17 protein-coding genes are annotated in these 20,790 nt (G+C 76.0%); 10 read left to right on the top strand and 7 right to left on the bottom strand.

Translation table 11 applies throughout. From position 1 onward, the window contains the following. Positions 1–14: 14 nt before the first annotated feature. Positions 15–2,576 (top strand): DEAD/DEAH box helicase, encoded by a 2,562-nt coding sequence (locus BLS82_RS14220; RefSeq protein WP_092867210.1) that lies wholly within the window; start codon positions 15–17, stop codon positions 2,574–2,576. 32 nt (positions 2,577–2,608) lie between these two features. Here the strand turns inward: BLS82_RS14220 and BLS82_RS14215 are convergent, their stop codons facing one another. From BLS82_RS14215 to BLS82_RS14200, 4 genes are read right to left on the bottom strand one after another with little or no spacing between them, the layout of a single operon-like run. Then, a complete protein-coding gene (locus tag BLS82_RS14215) occupies positions 2,609–3,565 on the bottom strand; it encodes a C-terminal binding protein (RefSeq protein WP_092867208.1) in 957 nt (318 codons plus the stop codon). Beyond that, entirely contained in the window at positions 3,546–4,514 is a 969-nt protein-coding gene (locus tag BLS82_RS14210) for a dihydrodipicolinate synthase family protein (RefSeq protein ID WP_092867206.1), read from the bottom strand. Before BLS82_RS14210 ends, BLS82_RS14215 begins: the two co-directional genes overlap by 20 nt. Positions 4,515–4,521: 7 nt before the next feature. After that, positions 4,522–5,502: a sugar kinase gene (locus BLS82_RS14205; protein WP_092867204.1), complete on the bottom strand. Its 981-nt coding sequence runs from the start codon at positions 5,500–5,502 to the stop codon at positions 4,522–4,524. A gap of 7 nt (positions 5,503–5,509) precedes the next feature. Further along, entirely contained in the window at positions 5,510–6,964 is a 1,455-nt protein-coding gene (locus BLS82_RS14200; RefSeq protein WP_092867202.1) for an Nramp family divalent metal transporter, read from the bottom strand. Positions 6,965–7,166: 202 nt separating this feature from the next. Here BLS82_RS14200 and BLS82_RS14195 point away from each other — a divergent pair, with 202 nt between their 5' ends. The 7 genes from BLS82_RS14195 to BLS82_RS14165 all read left to right on the top strand — a co-directional run bounded on the left by BLS82_RS14195 (position 7,167) and on the right by BLS82_RS14165 (position 16,566). Then, on the top strand, positions 7,167–8,285 hold the full coding sequence (locus BLS82_RS14195) for an Ldh family oxidoreductase (RefSeq protein WP_218123966.1): 1,119 nt from the start codon (positions 7,167–7,169) through the stop codon (positions 8,283–8,285). Beyond that, positions 8,282–9,892 (top strand): aldehyde dehydrogenase (NADP(+)), encoded by a 1,611-nt coding sequence (locus tag BLS82_RS14190; RefSeq protein ID WP_092867198.1) that lies wholly within the window; start codon positions 8,282–8,284, stop codon positions 9,890–9,892. The genes BLS82_RS14195 and BLS82_RS14190 overlap by 4 nt, the downstream gene beginning before the upstream one ends. Then, complete coding sequence (locus BLS82_RS14185; RefSeq protein ID WP_092867497.1) at positions 9,889–11,121, top strand: fumarylacetoacetate hydrolase family protein; 1,233 nt, start codon at positions 9,889–9,891, stop codon at positions 11,119–11,121. The genes BLS82_RS14190 and BLS82_RS14185 overlap by 4 nt, the downstream gene beginning before the upstream one ends. Before the next feature lie 38 nt (positions 11,122–11,159). Then, entirely contained in the window at positions 11,160–12,974 is a 1,815-nt protein-coding gene (locus tag BLS82_RS14180; protein ID WP_176819121.1) for an IlvD/Edd family dehydratase, read from the top strand. Positions 12,975–13,291: 317 nt separating this feature from the next. After that, positions 13,292–13,492 carry a hypothetical protein gene (locus BLS82_RS14175; protein WP_143028875.1) on the top strand — a complete coding sequence of 67 codons (201 nt, stop codon included), beginning with the start codon at positions 13,292–13,294 and terminating at the stop codon, positions 13,490–13,492. Between the two features lie 11 nt (positions 13,493–13,503). Continuing rightward, positions 13,504–14,523: a UDP-glucose 4-epimerase GalE gene (gene galE / locus BLS82_RS14170; RefSeq protein WP_092867194.1), complete on the top strand. Its 1,020-nt coding sequence runs from the start codon at positions 13,504–13,506 to the stop codon at positions 14,521–14,523. Positions 14,524–14,670: 147 nt separating this feature from the next. After that, on the top strand, positions 14,671–16,566 hold the full coding sequence (locus tag BLS82_RS14165) for an EAL domain-containing protein (RefSeq protein WP_092867192.1): 1,896 nt from the start codon (positions 14,671–14,673) through the stop codon (positions 16,564–16,566). Here BLS82_RS14165 and BLS82_RS14160 read toward each other — a convergent pair. Beyond that, the gene (locus BLS82_RS14160) at positions 16,550–17,581 is read right to left on the bottom strand and encodes a PHP domain-containing protein (protein WP_092867190.1); all 1,032 of its coding nucleotides are present in this window, start codon (positions 17,579–17,581) and stop codon (positions 16,550–16,552) included. The genes BLS82_RS14165 and BLS82_RS14160 overlap by 17 nt on opposite strands. Before the next feature lie 148 nt (positions 17,582–17,729). Here BLS82_RS14160 and BLS82_RS15855 point away from each other — a divergent pair, with 148 nt between their 5' ends. Further along, entirely contained in the window at positions 17,730–17,903 is a 174-nt protein-coding gene (locus BLS82_RS15855; RefSeq protein ID WP_176819120.1) for a hypothetical protein, read from the top strand. A gap of 271 nt (positions 17,904–18,174) precedes the next feature. Here BLS82_RS15855 and BLS82_RS14155 read toward each other — a convergent pair whose 3' ends face one another. After that, complete coding sequence (locus BLS82_RS14155) at positions 18,175–18,810, bottom strand: winged helix-turn-helix domain-containing protein (protein ID WP_176819119.1); 636 nt, start codon at positions 18,808–18,810, stop codon at positions 18,175–18,177. A gap of 145 nt (positions 18,811–18,955) precedes the next feature. On the opposite strand from BLS82_RS14155, the gene ppk2 reads away from it, so the two are divergent. Continuing rightward, a complete protein-coding gene (gene ppk2 / locus BLS82_RS14150) occupies positions 18,956–19,984 on the top strand; it encodes a polyphosphate kinase 2 (RefSeq protein ID WP_255378358.1) in 1,029 nt (342 codons plus the stop codon). A gap of 4 nt (positions 19,985–19,988) precedes the next feature. Here ppk2 and BLS82_RS14145 read toward each other — a convergent pair whose 3' ends face one another. After that, the gene (locus tag BLS82_RS14145) at positions 19,989–20,681 is read right to left on the bottom strand and encodes an HAD family hydrolase (RefSeq protein ID WP_092867188.1); all 693 of its coding nucleotides are present in this window, start codon (positions 20,679–20,681) and stop codon (positions 19,989–19,991) included. Between the last annotated feature and the right edge of the window lie 109 nt (positions 20,682–20,790).

The following is a 20,790-nucleotide window of genomic DNA, read 5'->3' as shown; positions in this document are numbered from 1 at the left end:
GGATGGGAGGCCTCATGAGCGTCCTGACCAGCCTGCTGCCGCCCGCCGCCCCCCCGACCGGCAACCCGACCGGCAGCCCGACCGGCAGCCCGGACGGCGCCGGCGCGGACCCCGACGCCCTCTTCGACGCCTTCTCCGCGTGGGCGGGCCAGCGGGGCCTGGAGCTGTACCCCGCGCAGGCCGAGGCCCTCATCGAGGTCGTCACGGGCGCCAACGTCGTCCTCGCCACGCCCACCGGGTCGGGCAAGTCGCTGGTGGCCACGGGCGCGCACTTCGCGGCCCTCGCCCGCGGGGAGCGCACCGTCTACACCGCGCCCCTGAAGGCCCTGGTCTCGGAGAAGTTCTTCGCCCTCGTCGAGGTCTTCGGCGCCGCCACCGTCGGCATGGTCACCGGCGACGCGAGCGTGAACGCCGACGCGCCGATCGTCTGCTGCACCGCGGAGGTCCTCGCCAACCGGGCGCTGCGCGAGGGCGCGGGCTGCGACCTCCGCCAGGTCGTGATGGACGAGTTCCACTACTACGCCGACCGCGACCGCGGCTGGGCGTGGCAGGTGCCGCTGCTGGAGCTGCCGCAGGCGCAGTTCCTCCTCATGTCCGCCACGCTCGGGGACGTCACGCGCTTTCGGGAGGACCTCACCCGCCGCACGGGGAGGCCCACGGCGCTCGTGACGTCGGTGGAGCGGCCCGTGCCCTTGCACCACCGGTGGGCGACGACGCCGGTGCACGAGACGATCGACGAGCTGCTGGAGGCGAGGGAGGCGCCGGTCTACGTCGTCCACCCGACGCAGGCGCTGGCCCTGGAGCGCGCGCAGGCGCTGCTGAGCACGCCGGTCGCCGACCGGGCCACCAGGGACGCCATCGCCGCGACCATCGGCGACTTCCGCTTCGCCGCCGGCTTCGGCCGCGTGCTCTCCAAGCTCGTGCGCGCCGGCATCGGCGTGCACCACGCGGGCATGCTGCCCAAGTACCGCCGCCTGGTGGAGACCCTCGCCCAGGCCGGCCTGCTGCGCGTCATCTGCGGCACCGACACCCTCGGCGTCGGCATCAACGTGCCGATCCGCACCGTGCTGATGACCTCGCTGAGCAAGTACGACGGACGGCGCACCCGCCTGCTCTCCGCCCGCGAGTTCCACCAGGTCGCCGGGCGCGCCGGCCGCGCCGGGTTCGACACCGCCGGCACCGTCGTCGTCCAGGCGCCCGAGCACGCGATCGAGAACGCCCGCGCCCTGGCGAAGGCGGGGGAGGACCCCAAGAAGCGGCGCAGGGTGGTGCGCAAGAAGCCGCCAGAGGGCACGGTCAGCTGGGACCAGAACACCTTCGAGCGGCTCGTCGCCGCCCCGCCGGAGCCGCTGGTCAGCCGCATGCGGATCACGCACGCGATGGTGCTCAACGTCATCGCCCGCCCCGGCGACGCCTACCTGCACCTGAAGCACCTGCTGCTGGACAACCACGAGGAGCGGCCCGCGCAGGTGCGCCTGGTCAAGCGGGCCATCGCCATCTACCGCGACCTGCTCGCCGCCGGCGTCGTCGAGCGCCTCGCGGAGCCGGACGAGACCGGGCGGATCGTGCGCCTGACGGTCGACCTGCAGGCCGACTTCGCGCTCAACCAGCCGCTGTCGACGTTCGCGCTCGCCGCCCTGGACCTGCTCGACCCGGACTCCCCGACGCACGCCCTCGACGTCCTGTCCGTCGTCGAGGCGACCCTGGACGACCCCCGCCCGGTGCTGCTGGCGCAAGCGCACGCCGCCCGCGGCGAGGCCGTCGCGGCGATGAAGGCCGAGGGCGTCGAGTACGACGAGCGGATGGAGCTGCTCGAGGAGGTCACCTGGCCCCGGCCGCTGGCCGAGCTCCTCGAGGCCGCGTTCGAGACCTACCGCCAGACCCACCCGTGGCTGGCACCGGAGATGCTCTCGCCGAAGTCGGTGGTGCGGGACATGTGGGAGCAGGCCATGGGCTTCGGCGACCTCGTGCGCCGCTACGGCCTCGCCCGCTCCGAGGGCCTGGTGCTGCGCTACCTCTCCGACGCCTACCGCGCGCTGCGCCAGACCGTGCCCGAGGCCCAGCGCACCGAGGAGCTGACCGACGTCCTGGAGTGGCTCGGGGAGACCGTGCGCCAGACCGACTCCAGCCTCCTCGACGAGTGGGAGGCCCTGACCCACCCCGAGGACGCCGGCTCACCGGCCGCACCGCCCCCGCCGCCGCGCGGCGTCACCGCCAACCGCCGCGCCTTCCGGGTGCTGGTGCGCAACGCCCTCTTCCGCCGCGTCGAGCTCGCCGCGCGCCGCCGCTGGGCCGACCTCGGCGAGCTCGACGCCGAGGCCGGCTGGGACGCGCAGCGCTGGGCGGAGGCGATGGCCGGCTACTCCGCCGAGCACGCCGACCTCGGCACGGGCCCGGACGCGCGCGGGCCGTCGCTGCTGCTCGTGGAGGAGGAGCGCGAGCGCTGGCGCGTGCGGCAGGTCTTCGACGACCCGGCGGGCGACCACGACTGGGGCATCAGCGCCGAGGTCGACCTCGCGGCGTCGGACGAGGCCGGCACCGCCGTGGTGCGGGTGCTCTCGGTCGACCGGCTGTAGGCGACTCCCCTGCGCTGCCGCCGCGCACGCCCTCAGGAGCGCCCGCGCACCACCGGGTGGAGGGGCTCGCCGGTGCGCGCCCACTCCAGCACGTTGCGGGCGGCCTTGCGCCGCAGCTCGGCCTCGGACTCCTGCGAGTACCAGGCCGCGTGCGGGGTGATCAGCGCGCGCGGGTGCCCGACGAGCGGGTGGTCCCAGTCCGGCGGCTCGCTGGGCAGGACGTCGAGGGCGACGCCGGCGAGCCGTCCCGACTCCAGGGCCCGCAGGACGGCGTCGAGGTCGACCAGGCCGCCGCGGGAGGTGTTCACCAGGTGGCTGCCGACGGGCAGGCGGGCCAGCAGGGCGTCGCCGACCAGCCCCTGGGTCCGCGCCGTCAGGGGCAGGTGCAGCGTGACGGCGTAGGCGCGGGCGAAGACCTCCTCCAGCCCGGCCCGCTCCACGGACGGCGGCCACGCGTCGTCCGGCAGGGCGGGGTCGTGGCCGACGCAGGCGCCGAACCACGGCGCGGCCCGCTCGGCGGCCAGCCGCCCGATCCGGCCCAGCCCCACCACGCCCAGGACCCTCGTGCTCGGCCGGTGCAGCGGCGCGCCGGCGGCGTAGTGCCACCGGTGCTCGCGCACGGCGCGGTCGCGGCCGGGCAGGTCGCGCAGCAGCGCCAGCAGCATCGCCACCGCGTGCAGCGCGACCTCGGCGACGCCGTAGTCCGGCACGTTCGCGACCCACACCCCGTGCCGGCGGGCGGCGTCCAGGTCGACGCCGTCGACGCCGACGCCGTAGCGGCTGACCAGCCGCACCGACGGCGCGGCGGCGAAGACCTCCTCGGTCACCGGCGCGTACTGCACGAGCAGGGCGTCCGCGCCCCGGGCCGCCTGCGCGACCTCGGCCGCCGTGCGGCAGTGCGCCACGACCAGCTCGTGCCCGCCCTCGGCGAGCACGGCGGCCTCCAGGTCCAGCGGCTCGTACTCCGCGTCAGTGACCAGCACCCGCACGGGCGCCCCCTCCGCCGTCGGCCGGGCCCGGCGCGGGCGCGCCGGGCACCGCGGTGGCGCGCGCCGCGGCCGCGGCGGCGTCGTAGCCGGCCGGCAGGGGCACCAGCGGCGGGCGCACCGTGCCCAGGGGCACGCCGTGCCGGGCCTGGGCCACGGCCTTGAGGACGGCGGCGGAGGTGTGCTCCTTCGTCATCGCCCGCACCTGCTGCAGGTGCGCTGACAGCCGCTGCGCCTCCTCCGCCTCCCCGCGGTGGACGTGCCCGTAGAGGGCGAGGACCTGCTCGGGGACGATGTTGGCGAGCGCGGAGATCGAGCCCTGCGCGGTCAGCAGCCGGCGCGGCAGGTCGTCCTCGGTGCCCAGGAGCACCCCGCGGCCGCCGGCGCGCACGGCCTCGGCGTAGCCCGGCTCGCCGCCGGAGTCCTTCACGCCCCACACCGGCAGGTCGGTGACCAGCTCGTGCGGGACGGGCACGGCGTACTTGGGGATGTGGTACACGATCACGCGGTGCCGCGTGGCGGCCAGCACGCGCTCGTAGAAGGCGCGCAGCCCCGCCGCCTCGGCGGGGAAGTAGTACGGCGGCAGCACCAGCACCGCGGTGACGGGCAGGTCCTCCAGGTGCCGCAGCAGGTCCAGCGCGTCGGTCAGGTTGGCCTCGGTCACGGCGGGGATGACCTGCAGCGCTCCCGCGGGGCCCGCCGGCGCCTCCGCGAGGAGCGCGTCGAGGACGGCGCGCTTCTCGCGCACCGCCACCGAGGGGCCCTCCCCGTTGGTCCCGAACGGGATGACGCCCGCGACGCCGGCGGCGGCCAGCCAGCGCACGTGGCCCAGGTACGCCTCGACGTCCACGGAGGAGTCGGCGTCGTCGCGGAACGGGGTCACGTTCGCGACGTGGACGCCGGTGATCTCCGGCTGGCCGGTGCTCGTGCCGGTGCTCGTGCCGGTGCTCATGCGCTCCTCACCTCCCGAGGACGGTCGTCCCCTCCAGCAGGGCCCGCAGCTCCTCGCGGCCGGGCAGGCCCTCGTAGTCGCCGCTGCTGCGCACGCAGCAGGCGCCCACGGCGTTGCCCGTGGCCAGGCGCTCGGCGGGCGGGCGCCCCTCCAGGCACGCCGCGAGGTAGCCGGCGGCGAACGCGTCGCCCGCCCCGATCGGGTCGAGCACGGGGACGGGCAGGGCCGGCTCCTCCAGCCGCTCGCCGTCCACGAGCGCGGCGCTGCCCCGCGCGCCGCGCTTGAGCACCACCTCGCGCGGGCCGGTGCCGGCCAGCCGCTCCAGCGGCTCCTCGCCCGTCCACCCCCACAGCGCCTGCGCCTCGTCGTCCCCGACGAAGAGGACGTCGACCAGGGGCAGCACGCGCTCGGTGAAGGCCCGCGCGGCCGACGCCGACCACAGCTTGCCGCGGAAGTTGACGTCGTAGCTGACGGCCGCCCCGCGCTCGCGCGCGCTGCGCGCCGCGTCCAGGACGAACTCGGCGCAGCTGTCCGACAGCGCGGGTGTGACGCCGGTCAGGTGCAGGAGGGCGGCGCCGTCCAGGACCGCCGGCGGCAGCGCCCCGGGGGCGAGGGTGGACGCCGCGGAGCCCGCCCGGTAGTAGTGCACCCGCACCCCGCCGAGCACCTGCTCGCGCAGGTACAGGCCGGTGGGCCGGCCCGGCACGCGGCGCACCGCGGACGTGTCGACGCCCTCGGCGCGCACGCGGGCCAGGACCAGCTCGCCGAGCTCGTCCTCGCCCAGCGCGCTGACCCAGGAGACCGGCACCCCGAGGCGGGCCAGGCCGATCGCCACGTTCGACTCCGCGCCCCCGATCGACAGCGCCAGGTCGCGCGCGTGCCGCAGCCGCCCGGGGCCGGAGGGCGCGAGGAGCGCGAGGGTCTCCCCGGCGGTGACCACCCGCGGCGGGGTGGGCGGCGCGGTGGGCGGGCTGGCCGGCGTCGTCACCGGCGGCTCACTCCGCGCCGAGGAGGTTGCGGATCTGCTGGTCGAAGGTCAGCGCCGACAGGACGCCGAAGAGCAGCACCGCCCACACCAGCGCGCCGACCCGCAGGGCGCCGGGGCGGATCGCCTCCGGCAGCACCCTGCGGTTCAGCACCGCCAGCAGGCCGGAGTAGATGAACATCATGAAGCCGCCGACGACGGCCGAGATGACCAGCAGCACGATCGGCTGGGTCACGCCCACGAGGAGGATCACGCAGCCGAAGAGCACCAGGCCCCAGACGAGGACGAAGTAGATCTTGCTCTCGGTGGCGCGGCGCAGGTACCCGACCTTGAGGACGTCGGCCCCCAGGCGGCTGGTGTAGTCCACGATCCCGACGGCGGCGGCGTAGAGGGAGAAGGCGCCGACCACCCAGAACAGCGTGCCGAACCAGCCGCCCACGGCGGCCGACAGCGCCTCGCCCTCGGCCTGGATGAAGGTGATGTCGCTGGCCAGGCCCGGCCGCCCGAACACCGTGGCGTAGGCCAGGAGGGAGGTGAAGAGGATGGTCAGGAACGTGATGGCCACGAACGTGACGAGCTGCTCGACGTTCGCCATCTTCCACCACTGCCGCCACTGGGCCAGGTTGCGCTGGGTGGGCTCGAAGACGTAGCCGGTGGACGGCGCCGCCTCCGGCTCGCCGGTGACCGGGCTGACGATGCGCGGCACGTAGGTGCCCATGCCGAAGCCCTTGTCGCGGATCCAGTTGCTCTGGCACAGGTTCTGCCCGCCGCCGGCTCCGGCGAAGGCGAGCGCGCCCATGAGGAGCGCGAACCCGAGCTGCTCGGAGGGGATCGCGGCGTTCGTGACGATCTGCGGGACGTCGCCCCACGCCTGCGCGTCGATGGCGGTGGTCAGGCCGATGACCAGCAGCAGGAGCACCGCGACGACCTTGCCCATCTCGATCCGCTCCAGCGCCACGTACACCACGGGCGCGAGGGTGAGGATGACGCCGATGGACAGCAGCATCCCGATCGCGATGGGCGTCACCTCGCCGCCGACGAGGTAGGTGACCAGGGTCGCCGAGCTGGTCGCCCACCCGGGCCAGAGGTTGGCGAAGTACGCCATCAGGGCGAAGACCAGGCCCCAGTGCCGCCAGAAGCGGCTGAACCCGGTCAGCGCGGTCTCCCCGGTGGCCAGGGTGTACCGCTCGATCTCCATGTTGATGAAGAACTGGGTGATCAGCCCCACGAAGGCGGCCCAGACGAAGACCAGGCCCACCTGGGAGGCGATGTAGGGGTAGAGGATGAACTCCCCGCTCGCCAGCCCGACGCCGGCGGCGACGACGCCGGGCCCGATGATCGGCCAGATGCTGCGCGGCGCCGGCGGCAGGTCGCGCACCACCGGCGGAGCCAGGTGCCTGCTCGGGAACCGGGCCGCCGCCGACCCGGACGACGGACCCCCGCCGGGGAACTCGAGCTCGGTCATGCGATCCCCCTCGACCGCGTCCGCGCTGGTCCGCGGCGCGTGTCAGCACGCTACTCCCGGCGCGGTCGCGCCGGTCAAGACCGACGCGGGCGCCGGGAGCCTCGCCGCGGGCGCCGGGAGCCTCACCGCGCGTGCCGGGAGCCTTGCCACGCGCCGGGCACCGTGCGTACCGTCCCGGCGACTCCCACCAGGAGGGGTGGCCGTGTCGGAGGGGCCGCGGTTCGCACCGCACGCGCTCGTGGACTTCGGGTCCGCGGCGCTGCAGGTCCTCGGCGTGCCCGAGGAGGACGCGAAGCTCACCAGCACGTCGCTGGTCGAGGCCGACCGGCGCGGGGTGCACTCCCACGGGGTGCTGCGGCTGCCGCTGTACGCGGCGGCCCTGCGCGCCGGCGGCATCACCGCGCGCCCGCGGCTGCGGTGGGTGCGCGAGGTCGGCTGCACCGCCGTCCTCGACGCCGACGGCGGCCTGGGGCAGGTCGCCGTCGCCGCCGCGGTGCGGCGGGCGCTGCAGCTGGCGCGCTCCTCCGGCGCGGCGGTCGTCGCGGTGCAGCGCAGCACCCACTACGGGGCGGGCGCGTTCTGGACCGACCAGCTGGCGGCCGAGGGCGTCATCGGCGTCCTCACCTCGACGACCGGCCCGACCGTGGCCCCGTACGGCGGCGCCGCGAAGGTGCTCGGCACCAACCCGCTCACCGTGGGGATCCCCAGCGCCGGCGACGTCCCGCTGACCGCGGACATGGCCACCAGCGCCGGGGCCTACGGCAAGGTGGTGGCCGCGCGCGACGAGGGCGCGCCGATCCCCGCCGGCTGGGCCGTGGACCCGCAGGGCCGCCCGACCACGGACCCGGCCCAGGCCGCGGCCGGCGCCCTGGTGCCCTTCGGGGGGCACAAGGGCTCCGCGCTGGCCGTCGTCCTCGAGGCGCTCGCGGCGTCCCTGACCGAGGCGACGTTCGCCGCCCAGACCGTGGACATCTGGACCGACCCGGCCTCGAGGATGGACACCGGCCACCTGCTCGTCGCGGTCGACACCGCGGCCTTCACCGGCCGCGAGCACACCGAGCGGCGGGTGGCGCAGCTGCAGGAGGCGGTGCGCTCCTCCGGGCGCGCGGGTGCCGTCGTCCACGCCCCGGGCGACGTCGAGGCCGCGCGGGCCCACGCCCGGGTCGCGGCCGTGGCCCTGGCCCGCTCCACCGTCGAGCAGCTCGAGCAGCTCGCCCGCCAGCTCGGTCTCCCGCTGCCCGACCCGCTGCCGGACCCGGCCACCCCCGGCGCCGGGACGCCGCCCACCACTGCCGCGCCGTCCGCAGGAGGACCGACATGACCCAGACGACCCAGACGACCCAGGTGACCGGGACGACCGGGACGACCGGGACGACCGGGACGACCGGGACGACCGGGGGCGGCGCGCCGGCGCCGACCGGCGTCGAGGAGCTCGACCGGCTCGTGCGCGCGGCCGCCGCGGCGGGCGAGGAGTCCGCCGGGGTCGACCTGCGCCGCCGGGCCTCCTGGCTGGAGGCCGTGGCCGGCGTCCTCGACGAGCACGCCGACGAGCTGGTCGCCCTGGCCCGCACCGAGACGCACCTCGCCGAGGCGCAGCTGCGGCGGGAGGTGGTGCGCACGACGTTCCAGCTGCGCCTGCTCACCCGCGAGGTCGTGCGCGGCGAGCACCTGGACGCCACGATCGACCACGCGGACGAGACCTGGGGCACGGGCCCGCGGCCCGACCTGCGCCGCGTCGCCGTGCCGCTGGGGGTGGTCGGGGTCTTCGGCGCCTCCAACTTCCCCTTCGCCTTCAGCGTCGTGGGCGGGGACAGCGCGTCGGCCCTGGCGGCCGGGTGCGCCGTCGTCCACAAGGTCCACGAGGCCCACGAGCGCCTCGGCGTCCGGACCGCGGAGCTCGTCGTGGCGGCCCTGGCCGGTGCGGGCGCCCCCGCGGGGCTCTTCGCCGCCGTGACCGGCCGGGAGGCGGGCGAGGCGCTCGTGGACCACCCCCTCGTGCGGGCGGTCGGGTTCACCGGCTCCACGCGCGTGGGCCGGCTGCTGCTGGAGCGGGCCACCCGCCGCGAGGTGCCGATCCCCTTCTACGGCGAGCTGGGCAGCGTCAACCCGGTCCTCGTCACCGAGCGGGCCTGGGCGGCGCGCCGCGACGAGGTCCTCACCGGGTACGCCGGGTCCTTCACCCTCGGGGCGGGCCAGTTCTGCACCAAGCCCGGGCTCCTGTTCGTGCCGCAGGGCGGCGGGGACGCCGCGGACAACGGGGACGGCGGGGGCGGTGCGGACGGCGGGGACGACCTGGCGGCGCTGCGCGAGGCCCTCGCGCAGGTGGAGCCGACCCCGATGCTCACCGACCGCATCGCCGAGGGCTTCGCCGGCGGGCTGGCCGAGCTGGCCGGTGCCGAGGGCGTCGACGTCCTCGTCGCCGGCGGCGGCGGGCAGGCCCCGGGCCCCACCGTGCTCACCACGACGGCGCAGGCCGTGCTGCGCCGTCCCGAGGTGCTGGCGCAGGAGGTGTTCGGGCCGGCCAGCGTCGTGGTCCGCTACGCCGGCGAGGCCGAGCTGCTGCGGGTCGCCGCCCTCGTCGAGGGGCAGCTGACCACCACCGTGCACGCCGAGCCCGGCGAGTCCCCCGACGCGCTGGTGCGGGTGCTGCAGGAGCGCTGCGGGCGCGTGGTGTGGAACGGCTGGCCGACCGGCGTGAGCGTCACCCACGCGCAGCAGCACGGCGGCCCCTACCCGGCCACGACGACGCCCGGGGCGACGTCCGTGGGCACCGCGGCCGTGCGGCGGTGGCTGCGGCCGGTGGCCTACCAGGGCTTCCCCGACGACCGGCTGCCGCCGCCGCTGCAGGAGGCGAACCCGTGGGGGGTGCGCCGGCGCGTGGACGGCGCGTGGGTCGAGCCCGGCCAGGGCCCGCGGGGCTCGCGGTGACGGCCCTGGAGGACGTCCTGCCGGTCGACGCCGAGCGCGCCGTCCTCGTCGGCCGGGTCTGGGACGTCGAGACGGGCGGCCCGCGGCCGGTCGCCGTCCGCGGCGACGAGGTCGTCGACCTCTTCGACGTCGCGCCGACGGTCTCCGCGCTGCTGGAGGCGGACGACGCGCCCGCGCGCGTCGCGGCGGCGCCGGCCGGGCGGCGCTGGCGCCTGGAGGACCTGCTCGAGGGGTCGCTGGCCCGCACGCGCGAGCGCCCGCACCTGCTCGCCCCGGTCGACCTGCAGGTCGTGAAGGCCTGCGGCGTCACCTTCGCCGACAGCATGGTCGAGCGGGTGATCGAGGAGCGGTGCGCGGGCGACCCCGCCCGGGCCGCGCAGGTGCGCGCCGTCGTCCAGGAGGCGCTCGGGACCAGCGCCGGGACCGTGGAGCCCGGCTCGGCCGAGGCCGCCGCCCTCAAGGAGGCGCTGCTCGGGCAGGGGCTGTGGTCGCCGTACCTGGAGGTCGGTCTCGGCCCGGACCCGGAGGTGTTCACGAAGGCGCCCGTGCTGTCCTCGGTCGGCTGGGGCGCGCAGGTCGGCGTGCCGGCGTTCTCGTCGTGGAACAACCCCGAGCCGGAGCTGGTGCTCGTGGTGGACTCCGCGGGCCGCCCGCGCGGCGCCACCCTCGGCAACGACGTGAACCTGCGCGACGTGGAGGGGCGCAGCGCCCTGCTGCTCGGCATGGCGAAGGACAACACGGCCTCCAGCGCGCTCGGCCCGTTCGTGCGCCTCTTCACCGACGGCTCAGACGGCTCAGACGGCTCAGACGGCTCCGACGGCTCCGACGGGTTCGGGCTGGACGCCGTGCGCGCCGAGCGGATCACCCTGCGGGTCGAGGGCGCGGACGACGGCTACCTGCTCGAGGGCGCCAACGACGTGAGCAGGCTGAGCCGCTCCTTCGAGCGCCTCGTGGCGGCCGCCTTCGGCCCTCACCACCAGTACCCGGACGGCTTCGCGCTCTACACCGGCACGCTGTTCGCCCCGATCCAGGACCGCGGCGCACCCGGGATGGGCTTCACCCACCGGACCGGCGACCGGGTCACCATCAGCAGCCCCCGCCTCGGGGCGCTGAGCAACGAGGTCGCGCCCACCGAGGGCCTGCCGCCGTGGGACTTCGGCGTGGGCGCCCTCGCCGACTACCTGGTCGCCCGGGCGGGCGCCGGCGCACCCGGCGCCCGCACCCCATGACCCGCACTCCCTGACCCGCACTTCCAGAGAGGTCTCCCGTGCACACCCAGGAGCACGCCGAGGACGGCGCCGCGGGGCGCCCGCTGCGCAGCCAGCAGTGGTTCGACGACCCCGCGGACCCCGGCATGACGGCCCTGTACATCGAGCGGTACATGAACTGGGGCATCACGCGCCAGGAGCTGCAGTCGGGCCGGCCGGTCATCGGCATCGCGCAGACCGGCTCCGACCTCGCGCCCTGCAACCGCCACCACCTCGTCCTCGCCGAGCGGGTGCGCGAGGGGATCCGCGACGCCGGCGGCCTGGCGTTCGAGTTCCCGGTCCACCCGATCCAGGAGACGGGGCGGCGCCCCACGGCCGCCCTGGACCGCAACCTCGCCTACCTCGGGCTCGTCGAGGTCCTCCACGGCTACCCCCTCGACGGCGTCGTGCTCACCACCGGCTGCGACAAGACGACGCCCGCGTGCCTCATGGCCGCCGCCACCGTCGACCTGCCGGCGATCGTGCTCTCGGGCGGCCCGATGCTCAACGGCTGGTACCAGGGCGTGCGCACCGGGTCGGGGACGATCATCTGGCGCGCCCGCGAGATGCTCGCCGCGGGGGAGATCGACGAGGCCGGGTTCGTCGACCTCGTCGCCTCCTCGGCGCCCTCGCCGGGCCACTGCAACACCATGGGCACCGCCTCGACGATGAACTCCCTCGCGGAGGCCCTCGGGATGAGCCTGCCCGGGTCGGCGGCGATCCCCGCGGTGCACCGCGACCGCGCGAAGGCGGCGTACCTGACCGGACGGCGCATCGTGGAGATGGTCCACGAGGACCTCAAGCCCTCCGACGTCCTCACGCGGGAGGCGTTCGAGAACGCGATCGTCGTCAACTCCGCCATCGGCGGGTCCACCAACGCGCCCGTCCACCTCGGGGCGATCGCGCGGCACGTCGGGGTGCCCCTCGAGATCCAGGACTGGCAGACGATCGGCCTGGACGTGCCGCTGCTGGTGAACCTGCAGCCGGCGGGGGAGTACCTGGGGGAGGAGTACCACCGCGCCGGGGGCGTGCCCGCGGTCGTGCACGAGCTCCTGCGCTCCGGGCTGCTGCACGAGGACGCCCTCACGGTCACCGGCCGCACGATCGGGGAGAACTGCCGGGACACGCCGTCCACCGACCGCGCGGTGATCCGCCCGGTCGAGGACCCCCTCAAGGGCGAGGCCGGCTTCCTCGTCCTGCGCGGCAACCTCTTCGACAGCGCGATCATGAAGAGGAGCGTGATCTCGGCCGAGTTCCGGGCGCGGTACCTCTCCGACCCCGAGCACCCGGACTGCTTCGAGGGCCGGGCGATCGTCTTCGACGGGCCGGAGGACTACCACCGGCGCATCGACGACCCCGACCTCGGCGTCGACGAGGGGTGCGTGCTGTTCGTGCGCGGGACCGGGCCGCTGGGCTACCCCGGCGGGGCGGAGGTCGTGAACATGCAGCCGCCGGCCGCGCTGATCAAGCGCGGCGTGCACGCCCTGCCGTGCGTGGGCGACGGCCGGCAGTCCGGGACGTCGGGGTCCCCGTCGATCCTCAACGCCTCCCCCGAGGCCGCGGCCGGCGGTGGGCTGGCGGTGCTGCGCACCGGGGACGTCGTGCGCGTCGACCTGGCCGCGGGCCGGGTGGACGCGCTGCTGTCCGAGGCCGAGCTGCGAGCGCGGCACGAGGCCCTGGCCGCCGCCGGCGGCTACCCGGTGCCGCCCTCGCAGACGCCGTGGCAGGAGATCCAGCGCTCGATGGTCTCCCAGCTCGCCGACGGCATGGTGCTCGAGCCGGCGGTGGCCCACCAGCGGGTGGCGAGCAGGGGCGTGCCGCGCCACAACCACTGAGCGGGCCCGCCCGGCCGGGAGCGCCGCGCGCACCGGGCGCGCCGCTGCCACCTCGCGCTCCGGTCGCCGCGGTGCTGGTGCGCCCGCGAGGCATCGGCATGGGGGTCGGTGCGAGCAGCCGCGGCGTGTCGCGCGCACCGACCTCAAGATCGACGCGGGACCGTGGGTACCAGCCCGCCGCAGCCCCGCCGCCCCTGACGGCGCGCCCTGCGCTGCCGGGCGGAGCACGCGACGACGCCCCCGCCGGCGGCGACCCGTGCAGGCTCGGGCTCGGCCTGGCCGTGCGTCTCGGCCTCAGGCGGCACCCGGTCCTGCCGGTGCTGGGCCGCGTCTGGCAGCTGCGGGCGGACGTCACCGCTCACGACGCTTCGTGCGTCGCGCTCGCCGAGGCCCTCGGCTGCGGTGCGGTCACGGCGGACGCGCGGATGAGCCGGGCGCCGGGCCTGCGGTGCGCCATCACCGCGGTGCCGCGCTGGAGGACCGGCGAGGAGGCCCCCCGGGAGGCGTCGCGCGTGTAGCGTCGCCGGACATGCGCATCCTGGTCACCGGCGGGGCGGGGTACATCGGCAGCCACACCGTGGTCTCGCTGCTCGAGGACGGGCACGACGTCGTCGTCGTGGACGACCTGTCCAACAGCAGGCGCGAGGCCCTGCGGCGCGTCACGGAGATCACCGGGCGCCCGGTGGACCTGCACCAGGTCGACCTGCTCGACGAGCCGGGCCTGACCGGCGTCTTCGAGCTGACCCGCCCCGAGGCCGTCGTCCACTTCGCCGGGCTGAAGGCGGTCGGGGAGTCCGTCGCCCAGCCCGAGCGCTACTACCGCACGAACGTCGTCGGCACCCTGAACCTCGTGCGCGCCATGGCGGGGGTCGACTGCCGCACGATCGTCTTCAGCTCCTCCGCCACCGTCTACGGCGCGGCGACCCGGGTGCCGCTGACGGAGGACTCCCCGCGCGGGGCGACGAACCCGTACGGCTGGACGAAGTTCATGATCGAGCAGGTCCTGCGTGACGTGGCCGCCGCCGACGAGCGCTGGGCGGTGGCGCTGCTGCGCTACTTCAACCCCGTCGGCGCGCACCCGTCGGGGCGCATCGGCGAGGACCCGCAGGGCGTGCCGAACAACCTCGTCCCCTTCATCGCGCAGGTCGCGGTCGGGCGCCGCGAGGAGCTGTCGGTGTACGGGAACGACTACGACACCCCCGACGGCACCGGCGTGCGCGACTACATCCACGTGATGGACCTCGCCGAGGGCCACCTGGCCGCCCTGCGCCGCGTCCGCGAGGTCGGCGGCGCGCACGCGTGGAACCTCGGCACCGGGCGCGGCTCGTCCGTGCTCGATGTCGTCAAGGCCTTCGAGGAGGCCAGCGGCCGGACGATCCCCGTCACGGTCCTCCCGCGCCGTCCCGGGGACGTCGCGGTCTCCTACGCCGACCCCGCCCGCGCCCGCGAGGAGCTGGGCTGGGAGGCGCGGCGCGACCTGGCGCAGATGTGCGCCGACACGTGGCGGTGGCAGCAGGCGAACCCGCACGGGTACGGCGACGCCGGGTGACGCCGACGCCGGGTGGCGCCGGGTGCCGGCGACGGTCGGTGACGGCGCGCCCGGCGCCCGCGCCCGCGTCGTGCCGGTCCGTCACCGCCGCGGCGTGTCTGCGCCGATTGCGCCGCACGCGGTGACGCTGCGTGGCACGGTAGGGCGGTGCCCGAGCCCTGGTCCCCTCCCGCCTCCCCGGCCCTGCCGGTGCAGCGGGCACCGGGCGGCCGGGGCGTCGGCGGGCTGACCGCCGTCGCCGCCTGGGAGATCGACCTGCGCACCGGCGAGGTCTCGTGGTCCGACGGCGCCTACCGGCTCGTGGGCTCCGAGCCCGGGGCGCTGCGGCCCTCCCTGGAGGCCTGGCTCGCGCTCGTCCACCCGGCCGACCGCCCGCGCTGCCGCGCGAGCTGGCTGCTGGCGCGCGAGTCGTGCCGCGGCTACCAGGAGCAGTACCGCCTGGTCGGCCACGACGGCGTCGAGCGCGCCGTCCACGCGTGGACCGAGGTGCAGGCGGACGAGCAGGGGCGGGCGGTGCGGATGTTCGGCGCCGCCGTCGACGTGGCCGGCGCCGGGCGGCCGCCCGCTCGCGACCCGCTGACCGGGCTCGTGGGGCGCGCCGCGCTGGAGGCCCGCGCCGCCGCGGCCGTCCCGGGCGCGGCCCCGGCGCGCGCGAGCGCGCTGCTGCTGGTCGACCTCGACCGCTTCGGCTCCGTCAACGCCGCCCTCGGGCGCCGCGCGGGCGACGCCGTCCTCGTCGCCGTCGCCGCCCGGCTGCGCACCGCGCTGCCGGCGGGCGGCACGCTCGCCCGCCTCGAGGGCGGCCAGTTCGGCGTCCTGCTGACCGACCTGCCGGACGCCGCGGCCGCCGGGTCCGCCGCCGAGGCGGTGCTGTCGGCCGTGCGCGAGCCCCTGCACCTGGACGGCGTGCCGGGCCCGATCGCCGTGACCGCCGTCGTCGGCCTCGCCCTGGCCGACGGCACGCCCGCTCCCGGAGGCGCCCTCGACGGCGAGGACCTCGTGCGCCACGCCGAGCTGGCGCTGCAGCGCGGCCGATGCTCGGGCCCCGACCGGTGGGTCGCCTTCGGCCCGCAGCTGCGCGAGCAGGCCGAGGCGCGCGTGCGCAGCGAGGCCGTGCTGCGCTCCGCGCTGGCCGCCGAGCGCCTCCAGGTGCTCTACCAGCCGGTCGTGGACCTTCGCACCGGCGACGTGATCGGCGTCGAGGCCCTCGGGCGCGTCGTCGACCCCGAGCTGGGGCCGCTGTCCCCGGCGGTGTTCATGGACGTCGCGGAGGAGACGGGCCTCGTCGTCGAGCTCGACGAGTGGGTGCTGCGCACCGCCACCGCCCGCGCCGCGCGGTGGGACCTGCCCACGCGCGCGCCCGTGACCGTCGCCGTCAACATGTCGCCGCGCACGCTCGCGCGCCCGGACCTCGCCGACCTCGTGCGCGACGCCCTCGAGCGGGCCGGTGCGGCGGGCAGCCGCCTGCTCGTGGAGATCACCGAGCACTCGCTGCTCGGCCCCGGCGGCACCGTGAGCGCGACGCTGCGCTCGCTGGACCGCCTGTCGGTCAGCGTCGGCGTCGACGACTTCGGCACCGGCTGGTCCGCGCTGTCGTACCTGTCGGGCCTGGACCTCGGCTTCCTCAAGGTCGACCGCGCCTTCGTCGCGCGCCTGGGCTCGGACGCCGCCGCCGCCGCCGTCGTGCGGGCGATCGTCGACCTCGGGCACGCCCACGGCCTCACGGTGATCGCCGAGGGCGTCGAGACGCAGGCGCAGGCCGAGCTGCTGGCCGACCTCGGCTGCGACCACGGCCAGGGCTGGTGGTTCGGCCGTCCGGCGACCGAGGCGGCGCTGCCCGCCGCCGTCCTGACCTGGCAGCAGCGCGCCACCGAGGTCGGCTTCGGCCGGCAGCGCGCGCAGCAGCCGGGTCAGCCGGCCGGTCAGCCGGCCGGTCAGCCGGTCGGTCAGCCGGTCGGTCAGCCGGTCGGTCAGGTGGCGGGCCAGCCGGCCGGTCAGCAGCCGGGGCGGGAGGGCGCGCGGCGCCTCACGCTGCTCGCCTGAGCCAGCCGAGCAGCCGCTCGGCGTCCCACGTGGTGACGACGCGGTCGCCGGGCACGCCGCACTCGGCCGCCCGCGCCACCCCGTGCTCCAGCCACGCCAGCTGCCCCGGCGCGTGCGCGTCGCTGTCGATGCTGAACAGGCAGCCCGCCTCCACGGCGAGGCGCAGCAGGCGGCGCGGGGGGTCGAGGCGCTCGGGCCGGCTGTTGACCTCCACGGCCACGCCGTGCTCGGCGCACGCGGCGAAGACGGCCTCGGCGTCGAAGGGCGCCTCGGGGCGGGTGCCGCGCCCGCCGCGCAGCAGCCGCCCGGTGCAGTGCCCGAGGACGTCGACGCGAGGGTCCGCGACGGCGGTGAGCATCCGGTGCGTCATCTTCTCCGGGCTCTGCCTGCCGCCGAGCCCGGAGTGCACGGAGGCGACGACGACGTCGAGCCGGTCCAGCAGCTCGTCCTCCTGGTCGAGGGTGCCGTCGCCGCGCACGTCGACCTCGATGCCGGAGAGCAGGTGCAGCGGCGCCAGCTGACCCGCCAGGTGCTCGAGCAGGTCCAGCTGGCGCTCCAGGCGCTGCGGGGTGAGGCCGTTCGCGACCACCAGGCGCGGGGAGTGGTCGGTGATCGCCAGGTAGTCGTGGCCCAGCTCCAGGGCCGCGAGCGCCATCTCCTCCACGGGGCTGCCGCCGTCGCTCCAGTCGGTGTGCGCGTGCAGGTCCCCGCGCAGCGCGTCGCGCAGCGCGGTGGCCTCCTCGGTGAGCCGCACCAGCGGCGCGGCGTCGCGCTCCAGGCGGGCGAGGTAGTCCGGGACGGCGCCCGCGGTGGCCTGGGTCGCGACCTCGCTCGTGCGGGCCCCGACGCCGGGCAGCTCCGTCAGGGTGCCCTCGCGCACGCGCGCGGCCAGCTCCTCCTCGTCGAGGGCGGCGAGGGCGGCGGCCGCCGTCCGGAAGGCGCGCACGCGGTAGGTCGGGGCGTCGTCCCGCTCGAGGACGAACGCGATGCGGCGCAGCGCGTCGACCGGGTGCACGGCGGAAGTCCACCACGCGCGTGCGCGGTCGGCGCGGCGCGCGCGGCGGTGGAGCGCCTACTGGTGGCGCAGGGGAGGAGGTGCACACCGACGACCCGCTGGGCCGCGGGCACCCGGTGCCTCGGGCCGACGAGGTGTCCACTTCGCCGTGCTGGTCGAGCAGAGTTGCGGCGGTGGAGTGCAGGCGGGAGTCGTTGTCCAGGTCGGCTTCGACGTCCTCGGACAGGATCGCAGTGGCCGGTTCGCACTCGACGCGGTTGCGCGTTCGTCGCAGCCGTCCGAAGGGGCGGAAGGCTCCGAGGGCGGGGGCGCGGTGAACTGAGCGCGGATCGCTCGTTCGAGGGCGTAGTGCCCGCCGCGGCTGGTGGCACGCAGCCCTTGGCCCTGCAGCACGGCGGCCGGGGACTTGCGGGCGGCGTCGTAGAGCAGGCTGTAGGCGCCCTCGGGATCGCGGGCAGCCAGGGAGCGTGCTGAGTGCAGGTGCCGGGCGGCGGCGTTCACCTGGGCCGCAGCGTCCTCGCGGGTGGCGCTCACCTGCTGCAGATCACCGCTGGCCAGCAGTGCCCGGATGGCGTCCTGTCCGGTGGGCCAGGTCACGCCAGAACCCCATCGATCCGGCTGTCACCGGGTGCGGTCCTGTCGGCGTCGTGGCTGGTGCTCAGATCCAGGTCCACGTGCGCGGCTGCGCGCACGGTGGCGGTGAAGGAGTCCGCCGCCTGCTCCCAAGCCTGAGGGCTGCGGAAGACCGCCTGCACCTCGCGGCCCAGGCGCGCGGCGACCTCGCCCGTCGTCTCGATCACCTGGTCGCGGTCCGGGGTGCCGATGACGACCAGGTCGACGTCACGAGGTAGCGGCCCGGGAGTGCCGGTGTAGCGGGCGGCCCAAGATCCGACGATCACCGCCCGGTCGATGCCCGGGACGCCGGCCAAGGCCTCCTCGAGCAGCACCTTGGGTCCGTGGGCGAGCAGCAGCAGGTCCTGCAGGGGCCGGATCAGCGGGCTGTCGCCGGCGCGCACCAACCGGGCCCGGCCCACCCGCCGGTCGACCAGGATCCCGGCATCCAGCAGTCGAGCGACCTCGCTGTGCAGGTTGGCGGCATCGGCGCCGACGGCGCGAGCCAGTCCAGCGATGGAAGCCTCGTGCTCAGGATGCAGCAGCGTGGCCGCCAGCAGCCGAGCCTGGGTCTCACTGCGCAGCACCGGCAGCAGTGCTGACGGCTTTCGTGTCATACGCACACGATATCGGGTGCTCACGACACGGGACGGTCCCGTCCTCAGGACGAGGTGGTGCCCGTGGGCCTGTACGTGGCCAGCGCTGTGGGGCTGTTCCCGCTCTACCGGCGTCCGGTCAGACGCGACGGGGTACGACGGTGGCATGAGCACCGATGCGCAGCCCCGCGAGAAGGCCCGCACCCGCGCCCGCCGCGACGCCGCGAAGGACCCGCAGCCGGAGCAGCAGGCCGCCGCGCAGCCCGAGCAGCCGCGGCAGCCCGTCGCGCTCGCCGACGAGGACGTCGAGGACGTGCGCGACGCCGTCGGCGACCTGGCGCCCCGCCTGCTCGAGCACGTCGGCCCGCAGGCGGGCGAGACGTGGCGCGAGGACTACCCGTACGACACGAAGATGACGCGCAAGGAGTACGAGGGGCTCAAGCGCGGCCTGCAGATCGAGCTGCTGAAGATGCAGGGCTGGGTCAGGCGCACCGAGGCCAAGGTCGTGCTCGTCTTCGAGGGCCGCGACGCCGCCGGCAAGGGCGGCACCATCAAGCGCTTCACCGAGAACCTCAACCCCCGCGGCGCGCGCGTGGTCGCGCTGGAGAAGCCGACCGAGCGCGAGCGCACCCAGTGGTACTTCCAGCGCTACGTTCAGGCGCTGCCCAGCGGCGGGGAGATCGTCCTGTTCGACCGCTCCTGGTACAACCGCGCGGGCGTCGAGCGGGTGATGGGCTTCGCCACCCCGCGCGAGTACCTGGAGTTCATGCGCCAGGCTCCGGACCTGGAGCGCATGTGGGTGCGCAGCGGCATCCACCTGCGCAAGATGTGGTTCTCCGTCTCGCGCGCCGAGCAGCGCACGCGCTTCGCGCTGCGCGGCACCGACCCGGTGCGGCGGTGGAAGCTCTCGCCGATGGACCTGGAGTCCCTCGACAAGTGGGACGAGTACACCGAGGCCAAGGAGGCGATGTTCTTCTACACCGACACCGCCGACGCGCCCTGGACGATCGTGCGCTCCAACGACAAGAAGCGCGCCCGCATCGAGGCGATGCGCTACGTGCTCTCGTCCCTGCCCTACGACGGCAAGGACGAGGACGTCGTCGGCACGCCGGACCCGCTCGTCGTCGGGATCGGGCCGGCGGCGCAGATGTGGGAGGAGGGCGAGGGCGCCGGCCGCCTGTTCCCGAAGCTGTAGGCGCTCAGCCCGCCAGCGGACCCCGCGCGGCGCGCGCGATCACGGAGCCGTCGAGGTGCTCCAGCAGGTCCGCCGGGTCCTCGTGCACCTCCGTCGCGCCGGCCTCCTCCAGCTCGCCGCGGGAGACGCCTCCGCACAGCAGCGCGACGCACGGCAACCCGGCCCTGCGGGCGGCCTCGACGTCCCAGACCGTGTCGCCCACGACCACCGTGCGCGCCGGGTCGAGGCCGTGCTGCTCGACCGCGGTGGTGAGCAGGTCCGGCGCCGGCTTGGCCGACTCCACGTCCCCGGACGTCGTCGCACCGGCCAGCAGGTCCTGCGAGCCGGTGGCCGGGACCATCCACTCCAGGTCGGAGGGCTCGCCGCTGGTGGCCAGCACGACCGCCAGGCCGCGCTCGTCGCACGCGCGCAGCAGGTCCGCGACCCGGGGGAAGGCGACGACCTGCTCGCGCAGGGGCTCGTAGCGCTCCGCCTTGGCCGTCAGGGCCGCCTCGTCGTCCTGGCCGGTGACGCGCCGGACCAGCTCGCCGCTGCCGATCCCGATGGCCCGGTGCAGGGCCGACATCGAGATCCCCTCGTGCCCGGCGTCCCGCAGCCCCTGCCACCAGGCGAGGACCTGCAGGTAGTTGGTGTCGAGCAGGGTGCCGTCGACGTCGAAGAGGACGCCCGGCCGGCCGGAGCCGTTCGGAGTGGTCACGTCCGGAAGGGTTAGCACGCGAGGGTGCGGGCGGCGACTCGGCGGGCGACACGCCGACCACCGATCACGCTGCGTGACACAGCGGCTCGGAGCCGTGAAGCTCGCGTGG

The organism is Quadrisphaera sp. DSM 44207, from assembly GCF_900101335.1.
GTDB lineage: Bacteria > Actinomycetota > Actinomycetes > Actinomycetales > Quadrisphaeraceae > DSM-44207.
The sequence above is the reverse complement of the archived record's forward strand: the minus strand, read 5'-3'. Positions and strand labels throughout refer to the sequence as shown.

Excerpts from the sequence above, each read along its gene's own strand:
- BLS82_RS14220 (WP_092867210.1), top strand. The coding sequence starts at position 15 with ATGAGCGTCCTGACCAGCCTGCTGCCGCCCGCCGCCCCCCCGACCGGC.
- BLS82_RS14210 (WP_092867206.1), bottom strand. The coding sequence starts at position 4,514 with ATGAGCACCGGCACGAGCACCGGCACGAGCACCGGCCAGCCGGAGATC.
- BLS82_RS14200 (WP_092867202.1), bottom strand. The coding sequence starts at position 6,964 with ATGACCGAGCTCGAGTTCCCCGGCGGGGGTCCGTCGTCCGGGTCGGCG.
- BLS82_RS14190 (WP_092867198.1), top strand. The coding sequence starts at position 8,282 with ATGACCCAGACGACCCAGACGACCCAGGTGACCGGGACGACCGGGACG.
- galE (WP_092867194.1), top strand. The coding sequence starts at position 13,504 with ATGCGCATCCTGGTCACCGGCGGGGCGGGGTACATCGGCAGCCACACC.
- BLS82_RS14155 (WP_176819119.1), bottom strand. The coding sequence starts at position 18,810 with ATGACACGAAAGCCGTCAGCACTGCTGCCGGTGCTGCGCAGTGAGACC.
- ppk2 (WP_255378358.1), top strand. The coding sequence starts at position 18,956 with ATGAGCACCGATGCGCAGCCCCGCGAGAAGGCCCGCACCCGCGCCCGC.